This window comes from Pseudonocardia sp. NPDC046786, assembly GCF_040645415.1.
GTDB lineage: Bacteria > Actinomycetota > Actinomycetes > Mycobacteriales > Pseudonocardiaceae > Pseudonocardia > Pseudonocardia kongjuensis.
The window spans coordinates 134,511-153,316 of sequence record NZ_JBEYYF010000004.1; the positions used below are offsets into that span (position 1 = coordinate 134,511).

Consider the following 18,806-nt stretch of genomic DNA (forward strand, 5'->3'; position numbering starts at 1 on the left):
CGCTTGCGCAAGCGCTTGCCTGCATTGGGCGGTCGAACCGTGACCGGAGGTGCACCATCGCGACCATGGCCGAGGTCGCCCGGCTCGCCGGGGTGTCCACCGCGACCGTCTCGCACGTCCTGAACGGCACCCGCCCGGTCCGGGAGGACACCCGCAGGCAGGTGCTGGCGGCGATGGAGAAGGTGCAGTACACGCCGAACGCGGCGGCCCGGTCGCTGGCCACCGCCCGCACCCGCACGCTCGGGCTCGCGCTGTCCGCGATCTCCAACCCGTATCTGGGGGAGCTGCTGCACGCGGTGGAGGACGAGTCCGCCGCCGCCGGCTACACGCTGCTGCTCGCCGACCCGCACGACGACCCCGGCTACGAGGCGACCGCCGTCGCCCGGCTGCGCAGCCGGGTCGACGGGGTGCTGCTCGCGCCGTCCGCGGACTCGGCGGGCACCCTGGCCGCGCTCGCCGCGCAGAAGGTGCCGACGGTACTCGTGGACCGGATGCTCGGCGGCGGGCACGACGAGGTCGGCACCGAGAACGTCGAGCCGGTGGCCGGGCTGGTGGAGCACCTCGCGGCGGCCGGCAACAGCCGGATCGGCTACGTCGCCGGGCACGCCGGGCTGGCCACCACGGTCGAGCGGCTGGCCGGGTACCGGCTCGGGCTGCAGCGCGCCGGACTGACGTACTCGCTGGTCGTGGAGGGCCACTCGGAGGCGGAACCGGCCCGCCGGGCGGTCCGCGGGCTGCTGGACCGGCCGGACCGCCCGGCCGCGCTGGTCACCGGGAACAACGCGATGACGATCGGCGCGGTGCAGGCGGCGCACGACGTCGGCCTGCGCATCCCCGGCGACATCGCGCTCGCCGCGTTCGACGACTTCCCGTGGGCGGACGCGTTCAGCCCGCGGCTGACCGTGGTCGCGCAGCCGTTCGCCCGGATCGGCCGGGAGGCGGTGCGGCTGCTGCTGCGCCGGATGGCCGAGCCCGACGCCGAGCCGCGGTCGGTGCGGCTGCCGACCCGGTTCGTGCATCGCGAGTCCTGCGGCTGCCGGTCCTGAGCGGGACCCGGCCGGACCATGATCCCTGTTTCGGGAGTCCTGGAGCGTGACCCGCGCACCGGCACTCCCGAAACAGGGATCATGGTCCGAGCGCGCGCCGGATCCGGGCGACCGTCTGCCCGGGGCGGTCCCGGATGTCCTGCCAGGTGAAGCGCAGCACCGTCCAACCGGCCCCGACCAGCGCGTTCTGCTTGCGCCGGTCGGCGCGGAACCGGTCGGGCCCGGAGTGGAACGCCCAGCCGTCCACCTCGACGGCGAGCCGTTCGCGGCGGAAGGCCAGATCCACGGACCACGGACCGAAGGGGAATCCGCGCTCGAACCCGGTGATCCCGGCCCGGCGCAGGTGACCGATCAGCCGTCGCTCGGCCCGCGAGTCGGCCCGGTCCGCGGCCTCGACCAGCAACGACCGGGCCCGGGTGATGCCGGCGGCGCCGATGGTGCGGTCGTGCGCCGCGAGCAGATCGGCGAACGGCAGCCCGCGTTGCAGCACCCGGTCCAGGAACGCGGCGCCGTCCGGGAGCGCCGCGGCCGTCTCCAGCGCGGTGAGCCCGGGGGAGGTGACGCCGAGACCGCCGCGCACGACCCGGTCCGCCGGGGCCAGGTCGCGACGGCGCAGCCGGATCCCGCCGGGCACGGTGCGCCGGACGCGGCGCGGCACGGTGACCCCGACCGGCCGGGAGCGGTCCGGAAGCCGCGGCAGCATCCGGTGCACGACGGCCGCGGCGACGCCGTCGAGCACGCCCTGCGGGCCCGCCCACCGCGCGGCAGCGACGACCAGCATCGCGCTGGTCACCCGGTGCGCCCGCGAGCACCGCACCCCGGGGTACACCTCGTCGAGCTCGCCGCGCTCGATCCGGCGCCGCAGCTGGGCCGCGGACACGCCGCAGGCCCGGGCCTGGGCGCGGGTGATGACGCCGTGCTGCCGGCGCAGGACGTCCTGGAAGCGCATCCGGGGGAGCCTCCCCGCGCGCGTCACCGGGCGGGCGGGATCGGCGGAACGGGTTCGCCGGAGCGAAGGGCCCGGGGTCAGCCGCGGCCGGCCAGCACCTCACCCAGGTCGAAGCGCACCGGGCGTTCCAGCTGCTCGTAGGTGCACGACCCCGGCTCCCGGTCCGGGCGCCACCGCACGAACTGGGTGGTGTGCCGGAACCGGGCCCCCTCCATGTAGTCGTAGCGCACCTCGACCACCCGCTCCGGGCGCAGCGGCACGAACGACAGGTCCTTGCCCGCGTTCCACCGGCTGCCCTCCGACTTGCGCGGCGTGCGCTCGCCCTCCAGCTGTTTCGCCCAGGCCCACGGGTGCGAGTCGAAGTCGGTGACCAGCGGCGCCAGCTCGGTCATCAGCTCGCGCCGCCGCGCCATGGGGAACGCGCCGACCACGCCGACCGACGCCAGCACGCCGCGCTCGTCGTACAGGCCGAGCAGCAGCGACCCGACGGCGTCCGGCCCGGACTTGTGCACCCGGTACCCGGCGAGCACGCAGTCCGCGGTGCGCTCGTGCTTGACCTTCGTCATCGCCCGCTTGTCCGGCTGGTAGGTGCCCTGCGGGTCCTTCGCGATCAGCCCGTCCAGCCCGGCGCCCTCGAAGCGCTCGAACCAGCGTCGCGCGGTGCCGGTGTCGTCGGTGATCGGGGTGAGGTGCACCGGCGGGGCGGCGTCGGCGAGCGCCTCCTCCAGCCGGGCCCGGCGCTGCGCGAACGGCAGCCCGGTGAGGTCCTCGTCGCCGAGCGCGAGCAGGTCGAACGCGACGAACGACGCCGGTGTCTCGTTCGAGAGCAGCGTGACCCGGCTGGCCGCGGGATGGATCCGCTGCTGCAGCGCCTCGAAGTCGAGGGTGTTGTTCGCCCGGTCGGCGACCACGATCTCCCCGTCGATCACCGCGCGCGGCGGGAAGTTCGCCAGCACCGCCTCGACGACCTCGGGGAAGTAGCGGGTCATCGGGCGCTCGTTGCGGGAGCCGATCTCGATCTCGTCGCCGTCCCGGAAGACGATCGAGCGGAAGCCGTCCCACTTGGGTTCGTAGAGCCGTCCGTCCGGGATCGACGGCGCGGGCTTGGCCAGCATCGGCTTCACCGGGGGGATCACGGGCAGGTCCACGGCGGGCAGTCTCCTCTCGGTCGGGCGCGACGGCACGACGGCGCACCCACCCGGGTGGACCGGCCCGGCGGTGCGAACTGATCGGCGGCGTGCTGGACTGCCCCGATGGGACGCGCCGACGGTCGCGATCCGGGGCCGTCCCGGGCCGAGCTCGAGCGGGCCCGCGACCGGACGATCCCCGACGTGCTCCCCGGCCCCGGCGACCCGCCGCTGCGGGTGCTGTTCTGCGGGATCAACCCGGGCCTGCTCTCGGCCGCCACCGGCCACCACTTCGCGCGGCCCGGGAACCGGTTCTGGCCGGTGCTGCACGAGTCCGGGTTCACCCCGCGGCTGCTGCGTCCCGGCGAGCAGGGCGAGCTGGCCGGGCTCGGCCTGGGGATCACGAACATGGCGCCGCGGGCCACCGCCCGCGCCGACGAGCTCACCGACGACGAGCTGGTCGCCGGTGGCAGGCGGCTGCGCGAGCTGGTCGCGCGGCACCGGCCGGGATGGCTCGCGGTGGTCGGGATCGGCGCCTACCGGACCGCGTTCGGCCGGCGCGACGCCCGGGTGGGGGAGCAGCCCGACCGGCTCGGCGGCACCGGGGTGTGGGTGCTGCCCAACCCGTCCGGGCTGAACGCGCACTGGAGCCGCGCGGCGATGGCCGCCGAGTTCGGCAGGCTGCGCGGGCGCGCCGGGGAGCCGGGGTCCGGCGCGCGCGGCTAGGAGGCCGGCGGCGTCGTCGCGCGCAGGAACAGCCCCACGCCGAACCCGACGACCAGGAACACCGGAACCCACCACCAGGTGTCGGTCAGCGTCCAGACGACGGCGCCGACCACCAGCCCGCCGCCGATGCCGTAGCCGAGCCGGTGCAGCTGGTTGCGGCGGTGCTCGTCGTCCATCGGCTGTCCCCTCCCGTTCGCGGTGCGGATCAGGCGGAGCCGCGCCGGTCGACCATCATCCCGATCAGGAGGCCGGCCAGCAGACCGAGCCCGGGGAACAGCCACCAGTTGTCGGACAGCACCGCGAGCGCGCCCCCGGCGAGCAGCCCGAACGCCATGCCCCACGCGATCCCCGGATTCTCCTCCACGGCCCGGCCCTACGTGCCCGGATCGTCGAGGTCAGGCAGGTCGGGCGGGCCGTCGCGGGCGTCCCGGTCGGCCCACTCCAGCAGCGGGTCGATCGGGAACGCGGAGTCGTCGATACCGGAGTGCAGGTCACCGAGCTCGGCGTAGCGGGCCGGCATCGTCGCGATCGTGAAGTCGCCGGGCTCGCAGGCGTCGATCTCGTCCCAGCGGACCGGCGCCGAGACCCGCGCGTCCGGGGTGCCGCGCACCGAGTAGGCACAGGCGATCGTGTGGTCGCGGGCGTTCTGGTTGTAGTCGACGAAGATCTTCGACGGGTCCCGGTCCTTGCGCCACCAGGACAGGTCGACGCGGTCGCAGCGCCGGCCCACCTCGCGGGCGAACGCGTGCGCGGCCCGGCGGACGTCGGCGAACCCGTGATCGGCCGGGATCCGCACGTACACGTGCAGTCCGGCGCCGCCGGAGGTCTTCGGGTAGCCGGTCGCGCCCAGCTCGTCGAGCACCTCGTGCACCACACCGGCGACCCGCCGGACGTCCGTCCAGGACGACGACGGCATCGGGTCCAGGTCGATCCGCCACTCGTCGGGGGACTCGACGTCGGCGGCGCGGGAGTTCCACGGGTGGAACTCGACGGTGGACATCTGGACCGCCCAGATCACGTCGGCCAGGTGCGCGACGCACAGCTCGTCGGCGGTGCGGTTGTAGCGCGGGAAGTGCACGCGCACCGTGCGCACCCAGTCCGGCGCGCCGCGCGGCAGCCGCTTCTGGTGCACCTTCTCGCCGGTGACGCCGGTGGGGAAGCGGTGCAGCATGCACGGCCGGTCGCGCAAGGCGCGGACCACGCCGTCGCCGACCGCGGTGTAGTACGCGGCCAGGTCCCGCTTCGTCTCGCCGCGGGCCGGGAAGTAGACCCGGTCCGGACTGGACAGCCGCACTACGCGGTTGCCGATCGTCAGCTCGACCGGCGCACCCGCGTCGGTGGCCACGGCGGGATCAGTGGCGCCAGCTGCGCCGCTTGTAGATCGGGTGTGCGACGGCGCCGACCAGGCAGACCAGGGCCGGGACGCCCATGAAGAGGAACTCGGTCCAGCTGATCGGGTGCCCGATCGTGAACAGCAGCAGCGTGATCCCGACGAGACCGGCCGCGATCGGCAGCCCCTTGGTGAAGTTCTGGTGCCAGCCCCAGTCGACCGAGGGCTCCGCCTCGGGATCGACGCCCGACCGGACCGCGACCTCGCGTGTGTTGCTCGCCACGTGCTTCCTCCCGTTACGTCCCGCCGCAGACCGGGGCCATCGTCGCACAGCGACCGCACCGGGGATGATGGGCAGTGATGAAGTCACTCGTCGTGGTGGGCAGCACCGGTTCGATCGGCACCCAGGCCCTCGATGTGATCACCCGCGCCGGCGGGTTCACCGTCTCCGGGCTGGCTGCGGGCGGGTCCGACGTGCCCGCGCTGGTCGCCCAGGTGCGTGCGCACGACGTGCCCCGGGTCGCGGTGTCCTCGCGCGGGGCCGCCGCGCAGCTGCGGGCCGCGCTGCCCGGCGTCGAGGTGCTCGACGGCCCGGAGGCCGCCACCGAGCTGGTCACCGCCTGCGGCGCCGACGTCGTGCTGAACGGGGTCACCGGCTCCCGCGGGCTCGGCCCGACCCTGGCCGCGCTGGCGACCGGCGCCCGGCTGGCGCTGGCGAACAAGGAGTCGCTCGTCGCCGGCGGGCCGCTGGTGCTGGCGGCGGCGCAGCCCGGGCAGATCGTGCCGGTCGACTCCGAGCACTCGGCGCTGGCCCAGTGCCTGCGCGGCGAGCGGGCCACCGAGGTGGACCGGCTGGTGCTGACCGCGTCCGGCGGGCCGTTCCGCGGCCGCACCCGGGCCTCGCTCGCCGACGTCACCGTCGAGCAGGCGCTGCAGCACCCGACCTGGGCGATGGGCCCGGTCATCACGATCAACTCGGCGACCCTGGTCAACAAGGGCCTGGAGTTGATCGAGGCGCACCTGCTGTTCGGCATCGGCTACGACCGGATCGACGTCACCGTGCACCCGCAGTCGATCGTGCACTCGATGGTCACCTTCGCCGACGGCTCGACGATGGCCCAGGCGTCCCCGCCGGACATGCGGCTGCCGATCGCGCTGGCGCTGGGCTGGCCGGACCGGCTGCCCGGGGCGTCCACCGCCTGCGACTTCGGCCGGGCGCAGAGCTGGACCTTCGAGCCGCTCGACGACGACGCGTTCCCCGGCGTCCGGCTCGCCCGCGCCGCCGGGAGCGCCGGGGGCTGCCTGCCCGCCGTGCTGAACGCCGCGAACGAGGAGCTCGTCGAGGCGTTCGTGCGCGGCCGGATCGGCTATCTCGGGATCACCGACCTGCTCGCCGAGGTCCTGGAGGCGGCCGACGCCTGGACGGGTGACCCGGCTACCGTTGCGGACGTGCTGGCGGCGGAGGAATGGGCCCGCGCCCATGCGAGGGAGAAGGCGGGTTCGTGACCATCCTCTGGACGATCGTCGGGATCGCGATCTTCTTCGTCGGGCTGCTCATCTCGATCGCCTGGCACGAGCTCGGCCACTTCGCCACCGCCCGCTGGTTCGGCATCAAGGTGCCCGAGTTCATGGTCGGTTTCGGCCGGACGATCTGGTCGGTGAAGCGGGGGGAGACCGAGTACGGGATCAAGGCGATCCCGCTCGGCGGCTACGTCCGGATGATCGGGATGCTGCCCCCCGCGCCCGGGCGCGGCCGGCTCGGCCGCAGCCGGCGCACCGGGCCGTTCCAGGGCCTGATGGACGACGCCAGGGCCCAGTCCCAGATGGACGTGCTGCCCCAGGACGTCGACCGGCAGTTCTGGACGCGGTCGCCGTGGAAGCGGATCGTCGTCATGTTCGCCGGGCCGTTCATGAACCTGATCCTGGCGATCGCGCTGTTCGCGGTCCTGCTGATGGGGGTCGGGCAGGCGACCGACGGCACCCGCATCCGGGACGTCAGCGAGTGTGTGGTCCCTGCGAGCGTCGCCGCGACGCAGCAGATCGAACAGTGCCCGGTGGACGCGCCGCCCACCCCCGCGGCCGCTGCGGGCCTGCTCCCCGGCGACCGGATCCTGAGCTTCGCCGGCCGGGACGTCGAGGAGGCGCAGGGCCAGCAGCTTCGTGAGGCGATCCGTGTCGCCTCGGGGCCGACGCCGATCGTCGTCGACCGCGACGGTGAGCGGGTCGCCACGTCGGTCGACATCATCGACAACGAGGTGCTGGACTTCCAGGATCCGACGCGGACCGTGACCGCGGGTTTCATCGGGGTGTCGCTGCTGCCTGACTACGTCCGGCAGGGGCCCGGCGCCGTGGCAACCGAGATCGGGTCCATGATCGTCCGCAGCGGCGAGGCGATCACCCAGATCCCGGAGCGGATCCCCGCCGTATTCGGCGCCGCGTTCCTCGGGGAGGAGCGTGAGCCGGACAGCCCGGTCGGGGTCGTCGGGGTCTCCCGGATCGGCGGTGAGATCCTGGCCCAGGAGAACGTGCCCTGGCAGCAGGACGTATCACTGTTCCTCGGGCTCCTGGCGGCGGTGAACATCTCGCTGTTCCTGCTCAACCTGCTGCCGATCCCGCCTCTGGACGGAGGGCAGATCGTCCCGGCCATCTGGGAGTCGATCAAACGGAACACTGCGCGTGCGCTCAGGAGGCCGGACCCGGGTCCTGTCGACGCAGCCCGGCTCCTCCCGGTGGCCTACGTCTTCGTCATCGTCTTCCTCGGCTTCTCGCTGCTTCTCGCGATCGCAGACATCGTCAACCCTGTGCGGTTCTTCGGATGAGCCCGGAGCACGACCTCCGCCCGCTGGCGGTGTTCGACATCGACGGCGTGCTGGCCGACGTCTCGCACCGGCTGCACTTCCTCGACGTCCACCGGTGGGAGAAGTTCTTCGCCGCCGCGCACGCCGATCCGCTGCTGGAGGAGGGTGCCAAGCGGCTGGCGGCGGCGCTGGAGCGCTACGACGTCGTCTACCTGACCGGGCGCCCGGAGCGGAACCGGCGGCTCACCGAGGACTGGCTGGCCGGGTTCGGCCTGGCCACCGGGCCGCTGTACATGCGGCCCGACGACGACCACCGCCCGGCCCGCTACGTCAAGCGCGAGGTGCTGCGCAGGCTCGCGCGGGACCGGGCGATCGCGATGATCATCGATGACGACCCGGCCGTCGTGCGGGTGCTGGCCGACGACGGCTGGCCGGTCGAGCTGGCCACCTGGCTGCCGCACTCGTCGACCCTGCAGGACGCGCAGGAGAAGCACGGCCGCACCTGACCGATGACTTCCGGGACGGCACCGGGTCGGTACTCGTGAGCGGCGCCCCGCCGCGCCCACGAGGAGGCACCGTGACCGCACCCACCCCGGAACTCCGGCCGGTCGTCGACCGGGCCACCTGGCAGGCCGCCCGGGACGAGCTCCTGGTCCGGGAGAAGGCGCACACCCGGGATGGCGACGCGCTCGCCGCCGCCCGCAGGCGGCTGCCGATGGTCGAGTTCGACGGGTCCGTCGAGGTCGTCGGTCCGGACGGCCCGGTCCCCTTCCTGGACCTGTTCGCCGGCCGTGACGAGCTCGTCGTCTACAAGCACATGTGGCACGACGGCGCCCCGCACCAGGGCCAGTGCGAGGGCTGCACCACCACCGCCTGGCACCTGCGCGACACCGTCTACCCGAACGCCCGGGGCGTGTCGGTCGCCGTGGTGACCACGGGGGAGTGGCCGGAGGTCGCCGCCTACGCCGACTTCATGGGCTACCCCCGGCACTGGTACTCGGTGCGCGGGCTGGACGAGCCGATCGGTGGCGAGATGGGCTACCTCACCAGCTACCTGCGCGACGGCGAACGGACCTTCCTCACCTACGCCACGACCGGCCGCGGCAACGAGCCGGTCAGCGGGTCGTTCGCACTGCTGGACCGGACGCCGCGCGGTCGCGGCGAGGCGTGGGAGGACGGTCCCGGCGACCGGCACGCCTGCTGGTACTGGCGCACCGACGACGGCGGGAACCCCACCTGGGGCCCGACCAGCCGTCCGGTGCCGCAGTGGGCCCGGCCCGGTGCCACCCCGGTGACCACCCTCGGTCGGCGCGACGACCGCCACTGACGCCGGCCGGGGTGCGTCCGCTCACCGGGAACGGCGGCCCGCCCGCGGCGATGGGATAGTGGTGGTCGTGAGCGTCGCCCTCGGAATGCCCGCAGTCTCACCTGAGCCCGCGCCGACCCTTGCCCCGCGGCGCAGGACCCGTCAGCTCCAGGTCGGCCCGGTCGGGGTCGGCTCAGAGCACCCGATCTCCGTGCAGTCGATGACGACCACCCTGACCTCCGACATCAACGCGACGCTGCAGCAGATCGCCGAGCTGACCGCGTCCGGCTGCGACATCGTGCGGGTGGCCTGCCCGTCCGCCGACGACGCCGAGGCACTGCCCGCGATCGCGAAGAAGTCGCAGATCCCGGTGATCGCCGACATCCACTTCCAGCCGAAGTACGTGTTCGCCGCGATCGAGGCGGGCTGCGCGGCCGTCCGGGTCAACCCGGGCAACATCCGCAAGTTCGACGACCAGGTCAAGGAGATCGCCCAGGCGGCCAAGGACCACGGCACCCCGATCCGGATCGGGGTCAACGCCGGCTCGCTGGACAAGCGGCTGATGGACAAGTACGGCAAGGCCACCCCGGAGGCGCTCGCCGAGTCCGCGCTGTGGGAAGCGGGCCTGTTCGCCGAGCACGACTTCCACGACATCAAGATCTCGGTGAAGCACAACGACCCGGTCGTCATGGTGCGCGCCTACGAGCTGCTCGCCGAGCAGTGCGACTACCCGCTGCACCTGGGCGTCACCGAGGCCGGGCCGGCGTTCCAGGGCACCATCAAGTCGGCGGTCGCGTTCGGCGCGCTGCTGCGCCAGGGGATCGGCGACACGATCCGGGTCTCGCTGTCCGCGCCGCCGGTCGAGGAGATCAAGGTCGGCCAGCAGATCCTGGAGTCGCTGAACCTGCGCCCGCGCCGGCTGGAGATCGTGTCCTGCCCGTCCTGCGGGCGCGCCCAGGTCGACGTCTACAAGCTCGCCGACGAGGTCACCGCCGGTCTGACCGGCATGGAGGTGCCGCTGCGGGTGGCCGTCATGGGCTGCGTCGTGAACGGGCCGGGGGAGGCCCGCGAGGCCGACCTCGGGGTCGCCTCCGGCAACGGCAAGGGCCAGATCTTCGTCAAGGGCGAGGTCATCAAGACCGTCCCCGAGCACAAGATCGTGGAGACCCTGATCGAGGAGGCCATGCGGCTCGCCGAGGACATGGGCGAGACCGTCCCGGGCGAACCGCAGGTGACGGTCGGCTGATCGTTGTACGGCGTGGCATCATGAGTCACGTGCTGAGGGTGGCCGGTGCACGGCTTCTCGACGATCGTCACCGCTCCGGGGTGCACGACGTGCTGGACGCCGACCCCGTCGCCTCCTGCATGGTCGCGGCGCGGGTCGAGGCGGTCGGGCTGGACCCGTGGCGGCTGGGCGGGGAGCTGTGGTCGCACGGCGGCCCGGCCGAGGGGCTCTGCTTCTCCGGGGCGAACCTGGTGCCGCTGCGCGGCGAGCGTTCGGCGCTGCGCGCGTTCGCCGACCGTGCCCGGCGCGCCGGCCGGGCCTGCTCGTCGCTGGTCGGCCGGGCCGAGCTGGTGCTGCCGATGTGGGACGAGCTGTCCTCGGTCTGGGGGCCCGCCCGCGAGGTCCGCCCGGACCAGCCGCTGATGACGCTGACCGGCATGCCCGCCGTCCCGCCGGACCCGCAGGTGCGGCCGGTCCGGATCGAGGAGCTGGACCGCTACCTGCCCGCCGCGGTCGCGATGTTCACCGAGGAGGTCGGCGTCGACCCGCGGGACGGCGACGGCGGCGCCGGCTACCGCGCCCGGGTCGCCGAGCTGATCACCTCAGGCCGGGCGTTCGCCCGGTTCCAGGACGGCGAGGTCGTGTTCAAGGCCGAGATCGGCGCGCTGTCCCGGCAGGTCGGGCAGATCCAGGGGGTCTGGGTGCACCCGGCGTGGCGCGGGCACGGGTTCGGTACCTCGGGCACCGCGTCGGTCGCGGTGGCGCTGGGGGCGATGGGGCGCTGCGCCAGCCTCTACGTCAACGCGTTCAACTCGCCCGCCCGCGCCGCCTACCAGCGGGTGGGGTTCACGCAGGTCGCGCAGTTCGCCACCGTCCTGTTCTGAGCCGCGGCGCCGCGGTGAGCGGTGCCGTCCTGCCGGTGTGATCCCCGGCCCGTCATACTCGGCGACCGTGCTGCGCTCCCTGCGGAACCGACCGGTCGTGCTCGCCGTGGTGATCGCCGTCCTGGCGACGGCCGGGGTGGTCGTCGCACTGTGGCGCCCCTGGGACGGCGCGGGCTCCGCCGCGGAGCGCTACGTCACCGCGTGGGCGGCCGGCGACGCCCCCGCCGCGGCGGGGCTGACCAGCGACCCGGAGGCCGCCGGGGCCTACCTGGAGCAGGCCCGCACCGACCTGGGCGCGACGTCGATGACGGCCCGGGTCACCGGCACCCGCACCGACGACGACCGGGCCACCTCGACCGTGCAGGTCGACTGGGACCTGGGGCAGGGCCGCCGCTGGGCGTACACCCTGGAGCTGCCGCTCCTCGCTGCGCCGGGGACGGCCGCGAACGACACCGGCTGGGCCGTCGACTGGTCGCCCGCCGCCTTCGCGCCGGGCCTCGGCGACGGGCAGCGCCCGGTCGCCCGCACCGTGAACGCCGAACCCGCCCCGGTGCTCGACTCCTCCGGGGCGACCCTGCTGGCGCCCGTCCCGGTCGTGTCGGTCACCCTCGACCGCAGGCAGGGCGATCTCGCGCGGACGGCGTCGACGCTCGGCGCAGCACTCGGCGACGTCGACCCGGCGATCACCGCGCGCAGCATCACCGACGGCGCGAACAACACCCCGGAGGATCAGGCGTACACCGTCGTCGTGCTGCGCGAACCCGACTACGACCGGGTCCGCGACCGGATCGAGGACCTGCCCGGGGTGCGGTTCGTCCGCTCCACCCGGCTGCTGCCGCCGGACTCCGGGTTCGTCGGCCAGGTGATCCAGGGTGCGCGTACCGAGATCGACCGGGCCGCCGGTGGGACCCCGGGCTGGTCGGTCGACGCGGTCGGGGCCGACGGTGCCACCGCGTCGTCGCTGACCGGAGCGCCGCCCGCACCCGGGCAGCCGGTCACCCTGGAGCTGGACCGCACCGTGCAGGACGCCGCGCAGGACGCCGTGGACGGCGAGTCGCGGCAGGCGATGATCGTCGCGGTCCGGCCGTCGACCGGGGCGGTGCTCGCGGTCGCCCAGAACGCCGCTGCCGACCGGGACGGCACGCTCGCGCTGACCGGCCGCTACCCGCCGGGCTCCACCTTCAAGATGGTGACCGCCTACGCGGCGATGCCGGCCGAGAACCTGACCCCGCAGACGCCGGTGGAATGCCCCGGCACCACGGTGATCGACGGCCGCACCATCCCCAACGAGGACTCGTTCGTGCTGGGCACCGTCCCGCTGCAGCAGGCGTTCGCCCGCTCCTGCAACACGACGTTCTCCCGGCTCGCGCTCGGCCTGCCGCCCGAGGGCCTGCCCGAGGCGGGCCGGGAGCTCGGCTTCGGCGCGGACTGGACGATCCCCGGCATGACGACGATCACCGGCTCGGTCGACGCCGCGACCGACGACCTGCAGCGTTCCGTCGACGGCATCGGGCAGGGCGACGTGCTGGCCTCCCCGTTCGGGATGGCGCTGGTGTCGGCCACGATCGCGCACGGCGCACCGGTCACCCCGGCGCTGATCCGAGGCCTGCCCACCGAGGCGACGATCGCCCCCGGCACTCCGGACCCGGCCGTGCTCGACCAGCTCCGGCCGATGATGCGGGCCGTCGTCACCTCCGGCACCGCGGCCGCGGCGAACGGGCAGGGCGAGGTGTTCGGCAAGACCGGCACCGCCGAGTACGCCGGCCCGGACGGCACCAACCGCGCACACGGCTGGTTCACCGGCTATCGCGGTGACCTGGCGTTCGCGACGCTGATCGTGGACGGCGGCTCGTCCGGCCCGGCCGTCCAGCTCTCGTCCCGGTTCCTGGCCGACGTCCCCCGCTGATCACCGATCCGGAACCGGGACGGTCGCCGGGCGACCGTCCCGGTTCCCGATCCGCGATCACGGCCGGGGGGAGCGCTCTTGCCCCGGCGCCTACCCTGGTCGGCGTGCACCCGAGCCGGATCCCCGCCCTGGCGCTCGCTGCCGACCTCGTCGCGGTCGTGGTGTTCGCCGCCGTCGGCCGGATCAGCCATGCCGAGTCGGACAGTCTCGTCGGCCTCGCCGGTACCGCGCTGCCGTTCCTGATCGGCGCCGGGGTCGCCTGGGCGACACCCTGGGTGCGTGCCTCGCCGGCGTCGCTGTGGGCCGGGGCCGTGGTGCTCGCCTGCACCGCGGGCATCGGGTTCGCGTTGCGGCTGGGCTTCCTCGGGCGGCTGCCGATGTCGTTCGCGGTCGTCGCCCTGGTGTCGCTGGCGGTGCTGCTGCTCGGCTGGCGCGGGCTGTCCGGCGTGGTGGCCCGGCTGCGCGGCCCCCGGGAGCCGTCCCACGGCTGACCGGGACGGGCCCGTCCCAGGGGTCACACCCCGCGGCCCGGTCGGCACCGCGCGGCGAGGCATACCATGGAACGCATGGCCACCCGCACGTTGCTCGTCCCCGGCACGCCGACCCCGATCCGCGAGGTGCCGGCCCACATCCCGCGGCCGGAGTACGTCGGCAAGCCGTCCCCGGCGCGCAGCCGCCGCGGCGACGTGCAGACCCCGGAGACGATCGAGCTCATGCGGCACGCAGGCAAGGTCGCCGCCGAGGCGCTGCGGCTGGCCGGGGAGGCCGTGCGCCCCGGCGTCACCACCGACGAGATCGACCGCGTGGTGCACGAGTTCCTGATCGACTCCGACGCCTACCCGTCGACGCTGGGCTACCGCGGCTTCCCGAAGTCCTGCTGCACCAGCCTCAACGAGGTCATCTGCCACGGCATCCCGGACACCACGGTGATCAACGACGGCGACATCGTGAACGTCGACGTCACCGCCTTCGTCGGCGGCGTGCACGGCGACACCAACGCCACGTTCCTGGCCGGGGACGTCGCCGAGGAGCCGCGGCTGCTGGTCGAGCGCACCCGCGAGGCCACCATGCGGGCGATCAAGGCGGTCCGCCCGGGCCGCGAGCTGAACGTCGTCGGCCGGGTCATCGAGTCCTACGCCAAGCGCTTCGGCTACGGCGTCGTCCGCGACTTCACCGGGCACGGCATCGCCCACGAGTTCCACTCCGGGCTGGTCGTGCTGCACTACGACGAGCCCGACGTGCACACCGTCCTCGAGCCGGGGATGACCTTCACCATCGAGCCGATGATCACCCTCGGCGGGATCGAGCACGACACCTGGGACGACGACTGGACCGTCGTCACCAAGGACAGGTCCTGGGTCGCCCAGTTCGAGCACACCATCGTCGTCACCGACGACGGCGCGGAGATCCTGACCCTGCCCTGAGCCCGCACCCGCCGGCCGCGGTCCGCACCTGCTGCGGGGGGTGCGGACCGGGACGGGCGGGTGCGGACGCCTCAGGCGGCGCGGCGCTCCCGCAGCACGGCGAGCGCGTCGTCGGCGTGCCGGGTCATCGCCGTCTCGGAGCCGATCTCGGCCAGGATCCGGCGGTCGGTGTCGATCACGAACGTCCGCCGCCGGGTGTGGAAGTTGCCCGGCAGCCAGGCCCGCCACGCGCCGAACGACTTCGCCACGGTGTGCTCGGCGTCGGACAGCAGCGGGAACGACAGCGCGTTGGCGGCGGCGAACATGCCCTGCTTGTCGACCCGGTCGCTGGAGATCCCGACCGGCTGCGCGCCCAGCTCGGCGAACTCCGCGGCCAGGTCCCGGAAGTGGCACGCCTCCTGGGTGCAGCCGCTGGTCATCGCGGCGGGGTAGAAGAAGAGCACCACCGGACCGGCGGCGAGCAGGCTGCTCAGCCTGCGCGGGGTGCCGGTCTCGTCCTGCAGTTCGAAGTCGGTCGCGAGATCGCCGACGGCCATGGTCTCTCCTCGTCGCGGATGGGGACTCACCCGGTGTTCGTCCCGGCGCGGGGCTCCGGTTCGATGATGATCAGTTTCTCATCCCGCACGGTGCGGCGCCCGCGGAGGAAGCGGGAGGAACCCGCTGGTCCGGCGGACGTAGTCGGCGTAGCCGGGCCGCCGCCCGGCGATGTCGCGCTCCAGCAGCGCCGCGCCGGTGCCGCGCACCAGGTTCACCGTGATCGCGGCGACGCCGACCAGCCCGACCAGCCCGGCCGGGTGGTGCAGCGCGAGGATGCCCAGCCCCCACCACACGCAGGCGTCGCCGAAGTAGTTCGGATGCCGGGTGAAGCGCCACAGCCCGGTGTCGAGCACGGCGCCGCGGTTCGCCGGATCGGCGGTGAACCGGGCGAGCTGGGCGTCGCCGACGGTCTCGAAGCCGAACCCGACCGCCCACACGAGCACGCCGGCCACCGTCACGACCAGCCCCCAGCCGCCGACGGCGCCGTAGGCGGCGACCTGGACGGGCAGCGACACCAGCCACATCACCGCGCACTGGGTCAGGTAGACCTTCCGGAACGCGGTGCCCGGCGACCGGGCGAGCAGCTCGACGTAGCGCCGGTCCTCACCGCGGCCGCGGTTGCGGCGGGCGATGTGCCAGGCCAGCCGGCCGCCCCAGAGCGCGACGAGCAGCACCACCAGCCAGCGCCGCCAGGCCGGGCCCGCCGGATCCAGCACCGTCGCCGACACCGCGGTGACCAGCGCGACCAGGACGAACCCGAGCCCCCAGAGGACGTCGGCGCCGTCGTGCCGCCCGCGCCGCACGCCGATCGCGTACCCGGCCACGGCGAGCATTAGGACCGCGACCGCGGTGATCGCCAGGTTCGCACCCCAGGCCGCCCACGGGAACGGCGTCACCGGAGGGTGACCTGCCCGGGCGCGGCGGCCGCGCCGTCCAGGCCCGGATCGAGCCCGAGCACGCCGGTGCGGCTGCGCGGCAGCCCGGACGCGCCGTCCGGGCCGGGCCGCACGGCGAGGATCTGGTGCACGCCCATCCGGTTCTGCTCGAACGCCAGCGCCGCCCCGGCCAGGTACAGCAGCCAGATCCGCCACTGCTCCTCGCCGATCATCCGGGTCGCGGTCTCCCGGTGCCGCTGCAGCGTGTCCAGCCACGGCCGGACGGTCCACACGTAGTGCTCACGCAGCGACTGCACGTCGACGATCTCGTGCCCGGCCCGCTCCAGGAAGCCGAGCGTCTCGCCGAGCGGGCGCATGTACATGTCCGGCGCCACGTAGGACTCCATGAAGGCGCCGCCGCCCGGGGCGGTGTTCGCGCCGTCCGCGCCGCGCGACATCTGCTGCAGCAGCAGCCGTCCCTGCGGGCGCAGCATGCGGTGCAGCTGCACGGCGTAGATCGGGTAGTTGTCCTGTCCGACGTGCTCGCCCATCTCGATCGACGCGACCGCGTCGAACTGCTCGGCCGGGATCTGCCGGTAGTCCTGCAGCCGGATCTCCACCTGCTCGGACAGGCCGGCCCGGCGGACCCGCTCCACGCCGTAGTCGCGCTGCTGCGCGGACAGCGTGACGCCGGTGGCGTGCACGCCGTAGTGCTCGGCGGCGTGCACCAGCAGCGACGCCCAGCCGCAGCCGACGTCGAGCAGCCGCATCCCGGGCCCGAGGCCGAGCTTGCGGCAGATCAGGTCGAGCTTGTCGCGCTGGGCGTCGACGAGGCCGTAGTCGGGGCCCTCCTCGCGGGTCCAGTAGCCGCAGGAGTAGGCCATCTGCGGGTCGAGCAGGAAGGCGTAGAACTCGTTGGACAGGTCGTAGTGGTGGCTGATCGCGGCCCGGTCCCGGCTGCGGGTGTGCAGCCGCCCGCCGATCCGCGCCTCCGAGGCGGGCGGCCGCGGCGGCGGTCCGACGGCGCCGAGCCGGGCGGCGGTCCGGACCGCGGCCAGCTTCTGCCGGCCGGACGGGCGCACCGCGCCGGAGCCGGGCCGGGCGAGCGCCCAGAACCGGGACAGCCCGTCCGCGACGTCGCCGTCGACGGACAGGTCGCCGGAGACGAAGGCGCGGGCCAGGCCGAGCTCGCCGGGCGCCCACAGCAGCCTGCGCAGCGCGCGCCGCCGGTGGACGACCACGGTGGGCGGGTCCGGGTCCTCGGCGGTGCCCCGGTGGCCCGCCTCGCTGCCGTCCCAGGCGCGCAGCCGGACCGGCAGCGGGGCGCGCAGCACGTCCTCCAGCAGGGCGGCGAGCCGGTCGGCGGCGGTGGCGCTCACGAGGACACTCCCGGGCGGCGCTGCAGCGAGAACTGGACGACGTCGAGGTAGCCGACCCGGAAGCCGGCCTCGCAGTAGCCCAGGTAGAACTCCCACATCCGGCGGAAGGTCTCGTCGAAGCCGAGCGCGGCGACGTCCTCCCAGCGGTCCAGGAAGTCCCGCCGCCAGTGCGCCAGGGTGCGGGCGTAGTCGTAGCCGAGGCTGCGCCGCTCGGTGACCCGCAGGCCGGTGTCGGCGGCCAGGTTCTGCTCGATCGAGGTGACCGACGGGATCAGGCCGCCGGGGAAGACGTACTTGTGGATCCAGGTGTAATCGTCCTTGGAGACGACCATCCGCTCGTGCGGCATGGTGATCGACTGCAGGCCGACCCGGCCGCCCGGGGCGAGCAGCCGGTCCAGCGCGGCGAAGTAGGTGGGCCAGTAGTCCTCGCCGACCGCCTCCACCATCTCCACCGAGACGACGGCGTCGTAGCTGCCGCGCGCCTCCCGGTAGTCGCGCAGCAGCACCTGCACCCGGTCGGCGACGCCGGCCTCGGCGATCCGCCGCTCGGCGAGGTCCTTCTGTTCCTGGGAGATGGTCAGCGTGGTCACCCGGGCGCCGCGCTGCGCGGCGCGCGTCGCGAGGCCGCCCCAGCCGGTCCCGATCTCCAGCACGTGCATCCCGTCCCGGACGCCCGCCATGTCCAGGATGCCGTCCATCTTGCGCTGCTGGGCGAGCACCAGGTCGTCGGAGCCGTCGGCGAACCAGCCCGAGGAGTACGACATGGTCTCGTCGAGGAACAGCGCGAACAGCTCGTTGGACAGGTCGTAGTGGCGGTGGATGTTCTCCCGGGACCCCTCCAGCGAGTTGCGCTCCTCGCGGGGCTGGCGGGCCTCGGCGAAGCGCCGCCCGAGCCGCTGCAGCGCGGGCGGGACCAGCGTGGACAGCCGGGCCGCGAACGGCGTCAGCAGGCCGGGCAGGTCGGTGGTCGTCCAGTCGCCGACCATGTAGGACTCGCCGAACCCGATCTTGGAGTTCGCGCCGAGCCGGGCGAAGAACGCGGCAGGCCGCTCGATCCGCATGACCGGGCTGTCCGGTCCGCCCGCGCCGAGCCGCTCGCCGCCGGGCAGCACCACCCGCACCGGCAGGCTCCGGACCGCGTTGCGGAACAGCGACTCGGCGATCCGCGCCTTCACCGGTGCCGACGGCGGTGTCGCCAGGCCGGGCCAGACCCCCTCGTTGGGGCGCGGCACGGCGTGCGCGCGGCGCCGCCCGTTCCGGGCCGGTCCGGTCACCGGCACGTCGTGCTGCATGG

21 protein-coding genes are annotated in these 18,806 nt (G+C 74.1%); 11 read left to right on the forward strand and 10 right to left on the reverse strand.

Annotated elements, in window-relative coordinates; all coding sequences use genetic code 11:
• The first annotated feature begins 65 nt into the window (after window positions 1-65).
• Window positions 66-1,046 carry a LacI family DNA-binding transcriptional regulator gene (locus ABZ881_RS06315; RefSeq protein WP_344030224.1) on the forward strand — a complete coding sequence of 327 codons (981 nt, stop codon included), beginning with the start codon at window positions 66-68 and terminating at the stop codon, window positions 1,044-1,046.
• A 79-nt stretch (window positions 1,047-1,125) separates the two neighbouring features.
• Here the strand turns inward: ABZ881_RS06315 and ABZ881_RS06320 are convergent, their stop codons facing one another.
• Together ABZ881_RS06320 and ABZ881_RS06325 are read right to left on the reverse strand one after the other, a co-directional pair.
• Window positions 1,126-1,995 (reverse strand): type IV toxin-antitoxin system AbiEi family antitoxin domain-containing protein, encoded by an 870-nt coding sequence (locus ABZ881_RS06320; protein WP_358482282.1) that lies wholly within the window; start codon window positions 1,993-1,995, stop codon window positions 1,126-1,128.
• A gap of 77 nt (window positions 1,996-2,072) precedes the next feature.
• Window positions 2,073-3,143, reverse strand: a complete 1,071-nt coding sequence (locus ABZ881_RS06325) for an ATP-dependent DNA ligase (protein ID WP_358482283.1) — start codon at window positions 3,141-3,143, stop codon at window positions 2,073-2,075.
• Between the two features lie 105 nt (window positions 3,144-3,248).
• Between ABZ881_RS06325 and mug the strand changes: the two genes are divergently transcribed.
• Window positions 3,249-3,848: a G/U mismatch-specific DNA glycosylase gene (gene mug / locus ABZ881_RS06330; RefSeq protein ID WP_358482284.1), complete on the forward strand. Its 600-nt coding sequence runs from the start codon at window positions 3,249-3,251 to the stop codon at window positions 3,846-3,848.
• Here the strand turns inward: mug and ABZ881_RS06335 are convergent.
• The 4 genes from ABZ881_RS06335 to ABZ881_RS06350 are packed head-to-tail and all read right to left on the reverse strand — an operon-like array spanning window position 3,845 to window position 5,461.
• A complete protein-coding gene (locus ABZ881_RS06335; protein WP_344030231.1) occupies window positions 3,845-4,024 on the reverse strand; it encodes a hypothetical protein in 180 nt (59 codons plus the stop codon). The two genes, mug and ABZ881_RS06335, sit on opposite strands and share 4 nt — an antisense overlap.
• 29 nt (window positions 4,025-4,053) lie before the next feature.
• Window positions 4,054-4,212 carry a hypothetical protein gene (locus ABZ881_RS06340; RefSeq protein WP_358482285.1) on the reverse strand — a complete coding sequence of 53 codons (159 nt, stop codon included), beginning with the start codon at window positions 4,210-4,212 and terminating at the stop codon, window positions 4,054-4,056.
• Window positions 4,213-4,221: 9 nt separating this feature from the next.
• Window positions 4,222-5,193 carry a non-homologous end-joining DNA ligase gene (gene ligD, locus ABZ881_RS06345; protein ID WP_358482286.1) on the reverse strand — a complete coding sequence of 324 codons (972 nt, stop codon included), beginning with the start codon at window positions 5,191-5,193 and terminating at the stop codon, window positions 4,222-4,224.
• A gap of 7 nt (window positions 5,194-5,200) precedes the next feature.
• Window positions 5,201-5,461, reverse strand: a complete 261-nt coding sequence (locus ABZ881_RS06350; protein ID WP_344030240.1) for a DUF2631 domain-containing protein — start codon at window positions 5,459-5,461, stop codon at window positions 5,201-5,203.
• 77 nt (window positions 5,462-5,538) lie between these two features.
• On the opposite strand from ABZ881_RS06350, the gene dxr reads away from it, so the two are divergent.
• The 9 genes from dxr to map all read left to right on the forward strand — a co-directional run bounded on the left by dxr (window position 5,539) and on the right by map (window position 14,721).
• Window positions 5,539-6,684 (forward strand): 1-deoxy-D-xylulose-5-phosphate reductoisomerase, encoded by a 1,146-nt coding sequence (gene dxr, locus ABZ881_RS06355; RefSeq protein WP_358482288.1) that lies wholly within the window; start codon window positions 5,539-5,541, stop codon window positions 6,682-6,684.
• Window positions 6,681-7,997, forward strand: a complete 1,317-nt coding sequence (locus ABZ881_RS06360; protein ID WP_358482289.1) for a site-2 protease family protein — start codon at window positions 6,681-6,683, stop codon at window positions 7,995-7,997. Before dxr ends, ABZ881_RS06360 begins: the two co-directional genes overlap by 4 nt.
• Window positions 7,994-8,482 carry a hypothetical protein gene (locus ABZ881_RS06365; RefSeq protein WP_358482290.1) on the forward strand — a complete coding sequence of 163 codons (489 nt, stop codon included), beginning with the start codon at window positions 7,994-7,996 and terminating at the stop codon, window positions 8,480-8,482. The genes ABZ881_RS06360 and ABZ881_RS06365 overlap by 4 nt, the downstream gene beginning before the upstream one ends.
• Before the next feature lie 71 nt (window positions 8,483-8,553).
• The gene (locus ABZ881_RS06370; protein ID WP_358482293.1) at window positions 8,554-9,303 is read left to right on the forward strand and encodes a DUF899 family protein; all 750 of its coding nucleotides are present in this window, start codon (window positions 8,554-8,556) and stop codon (window positions 9,301-9,303) included.
• A gap of 67 nt (window positions 9,304-9,370) precedes the next feature.
• Window positions 9,371-10,528, forward strand: coding sequence for a flavodoxin-dependent (E)-4-hydroxy-3-methylbut-2-enyl-diphosphate synthase (gene ispG, locus ABZ881_RS06375; protein ID WP_358482295.1), 1,158 nt, complete (start codon window positions 9,371-9,373; stop codon window positions 10,526-10,528).
• A 29-nt stretch (window positions 10,529-10,557) separates the two neighbouring features.
• On the forward strand, window positions 10,558-11,391 hold the full coding sequence (locus ABZ881_RS06380; protein ID WP_358482296.1) for a GNAT family N-acetyltransferase: 834 nt from the start codon (window positions 10,558-10,560) through the stop codon (window positions 11,389-11,391).
• A gap of 67 nt (window positions 11,392-11,458) precedes the next feature.
• Window positions 11,459-13,297 carry a penicillin-binding transpeptidase domain-containing protein gene (locus ABZ881_RS06385; protein ID WP_358482298.1) on the forward strand — a complete coding sequence of 613 codons (1,839 nt, stop codon included), beginning with the start codon at window positions 11,459-11,461 and terminating at the stop codon, window positions 13,295-13,297.
• A gap of 104 nt (window positions 13,298-13,401) precedes the next feature.
• Window positions 13,402-13,788, forward strand: a complete 387-nt coding sequence (locus tag ABZ881_RS06390) for a DUF3054 domain-containing protein (protein ID WP_358482299.1) — start codon at window positions 13,402-13,404, stop codon at window positions 13,786-13,788.
• Between the two features lie 75 nt (window positions 13,789-13,863).
• Window positions 13,864-14,721, forward strand: coding sequence for a type I methionyl aminopeptidase (gene map, locus ABZ881_RS06395; RefSeq protein ID WP_344030269.1), 858 nt, complete (start codon window positions 13,864-13,866; stop codon window positions 14,719-14,721).
• 71 nt (window positions 14,722-14,792) lie between these two features.
• Here the strand turns inward: map and ABZ881_RS06400 are convergent, their stop codons facing one another.
• The 4 genes from ABZ881_RS06400 to ABZ881_RS06415 all read right to left on the reverse strand — a co-directional run bounded on the left by ABZ881_RS06400 (window position 14,793) and on the right by ABZ881_RS06415 (window position 18,804).
• The gene (locus ABZ881_RS06400; protein WP_344030272.1) at window positions 14,793-15,257 is read right to left on the reverse strand and encodes a peroxiredoxin; all 465 of its coding nucleotides are present in this window, start codon (window positions 15,255-15,257) and stop codon (window positions 14,793-14,795) included.
• A gap of 78 nt (window positions 15,258-15,335) precedes the next feature.
• Window positions 15,336-16,154, reverse strand: coding sequence for a DUF1295 domain-containing protein (locus ABZ881_RS06405; protein WP_358482301.1), 819 nt, complete (start codon window positions 16,152-16,154; stop codon window positions 15,336-15,338).
• A complete protein-coding gene (locus tag ABZ881_RS06410) occupies window positions 16,151-17,512 on the reverse strand; it encodes a cyclopropane-fatty-acyl-phospholipid synthase family protein (RefSeq protein ID WP_358482303.1) in 1,362 nt (453 codons plus the stop codon). The genes ABZ881_RS06405 and ABZ881_RS06410 overlap by 4 nt, the downstream gene beginning before the upstream one ends.
• Window positions 17,509-18,804: a cyclopropane-fatty-acyl-phospholipid synthase family protein gene (locus ABZ881_RS06415; protein WP_358482564.1), complete on the reverse strand. Its 1,296-nt coding sequence runs from the start codon at window positions 18,802-18,804 to the stop codon at window positions 17,509-17,511. Before ABZ881_RS06415 ends, ABZ881_RS06410 begins: the two co-directional genes overlap by 4 nt.
• Window positions 18,805-18,806 lie beyond the last annotated feature (2 nt).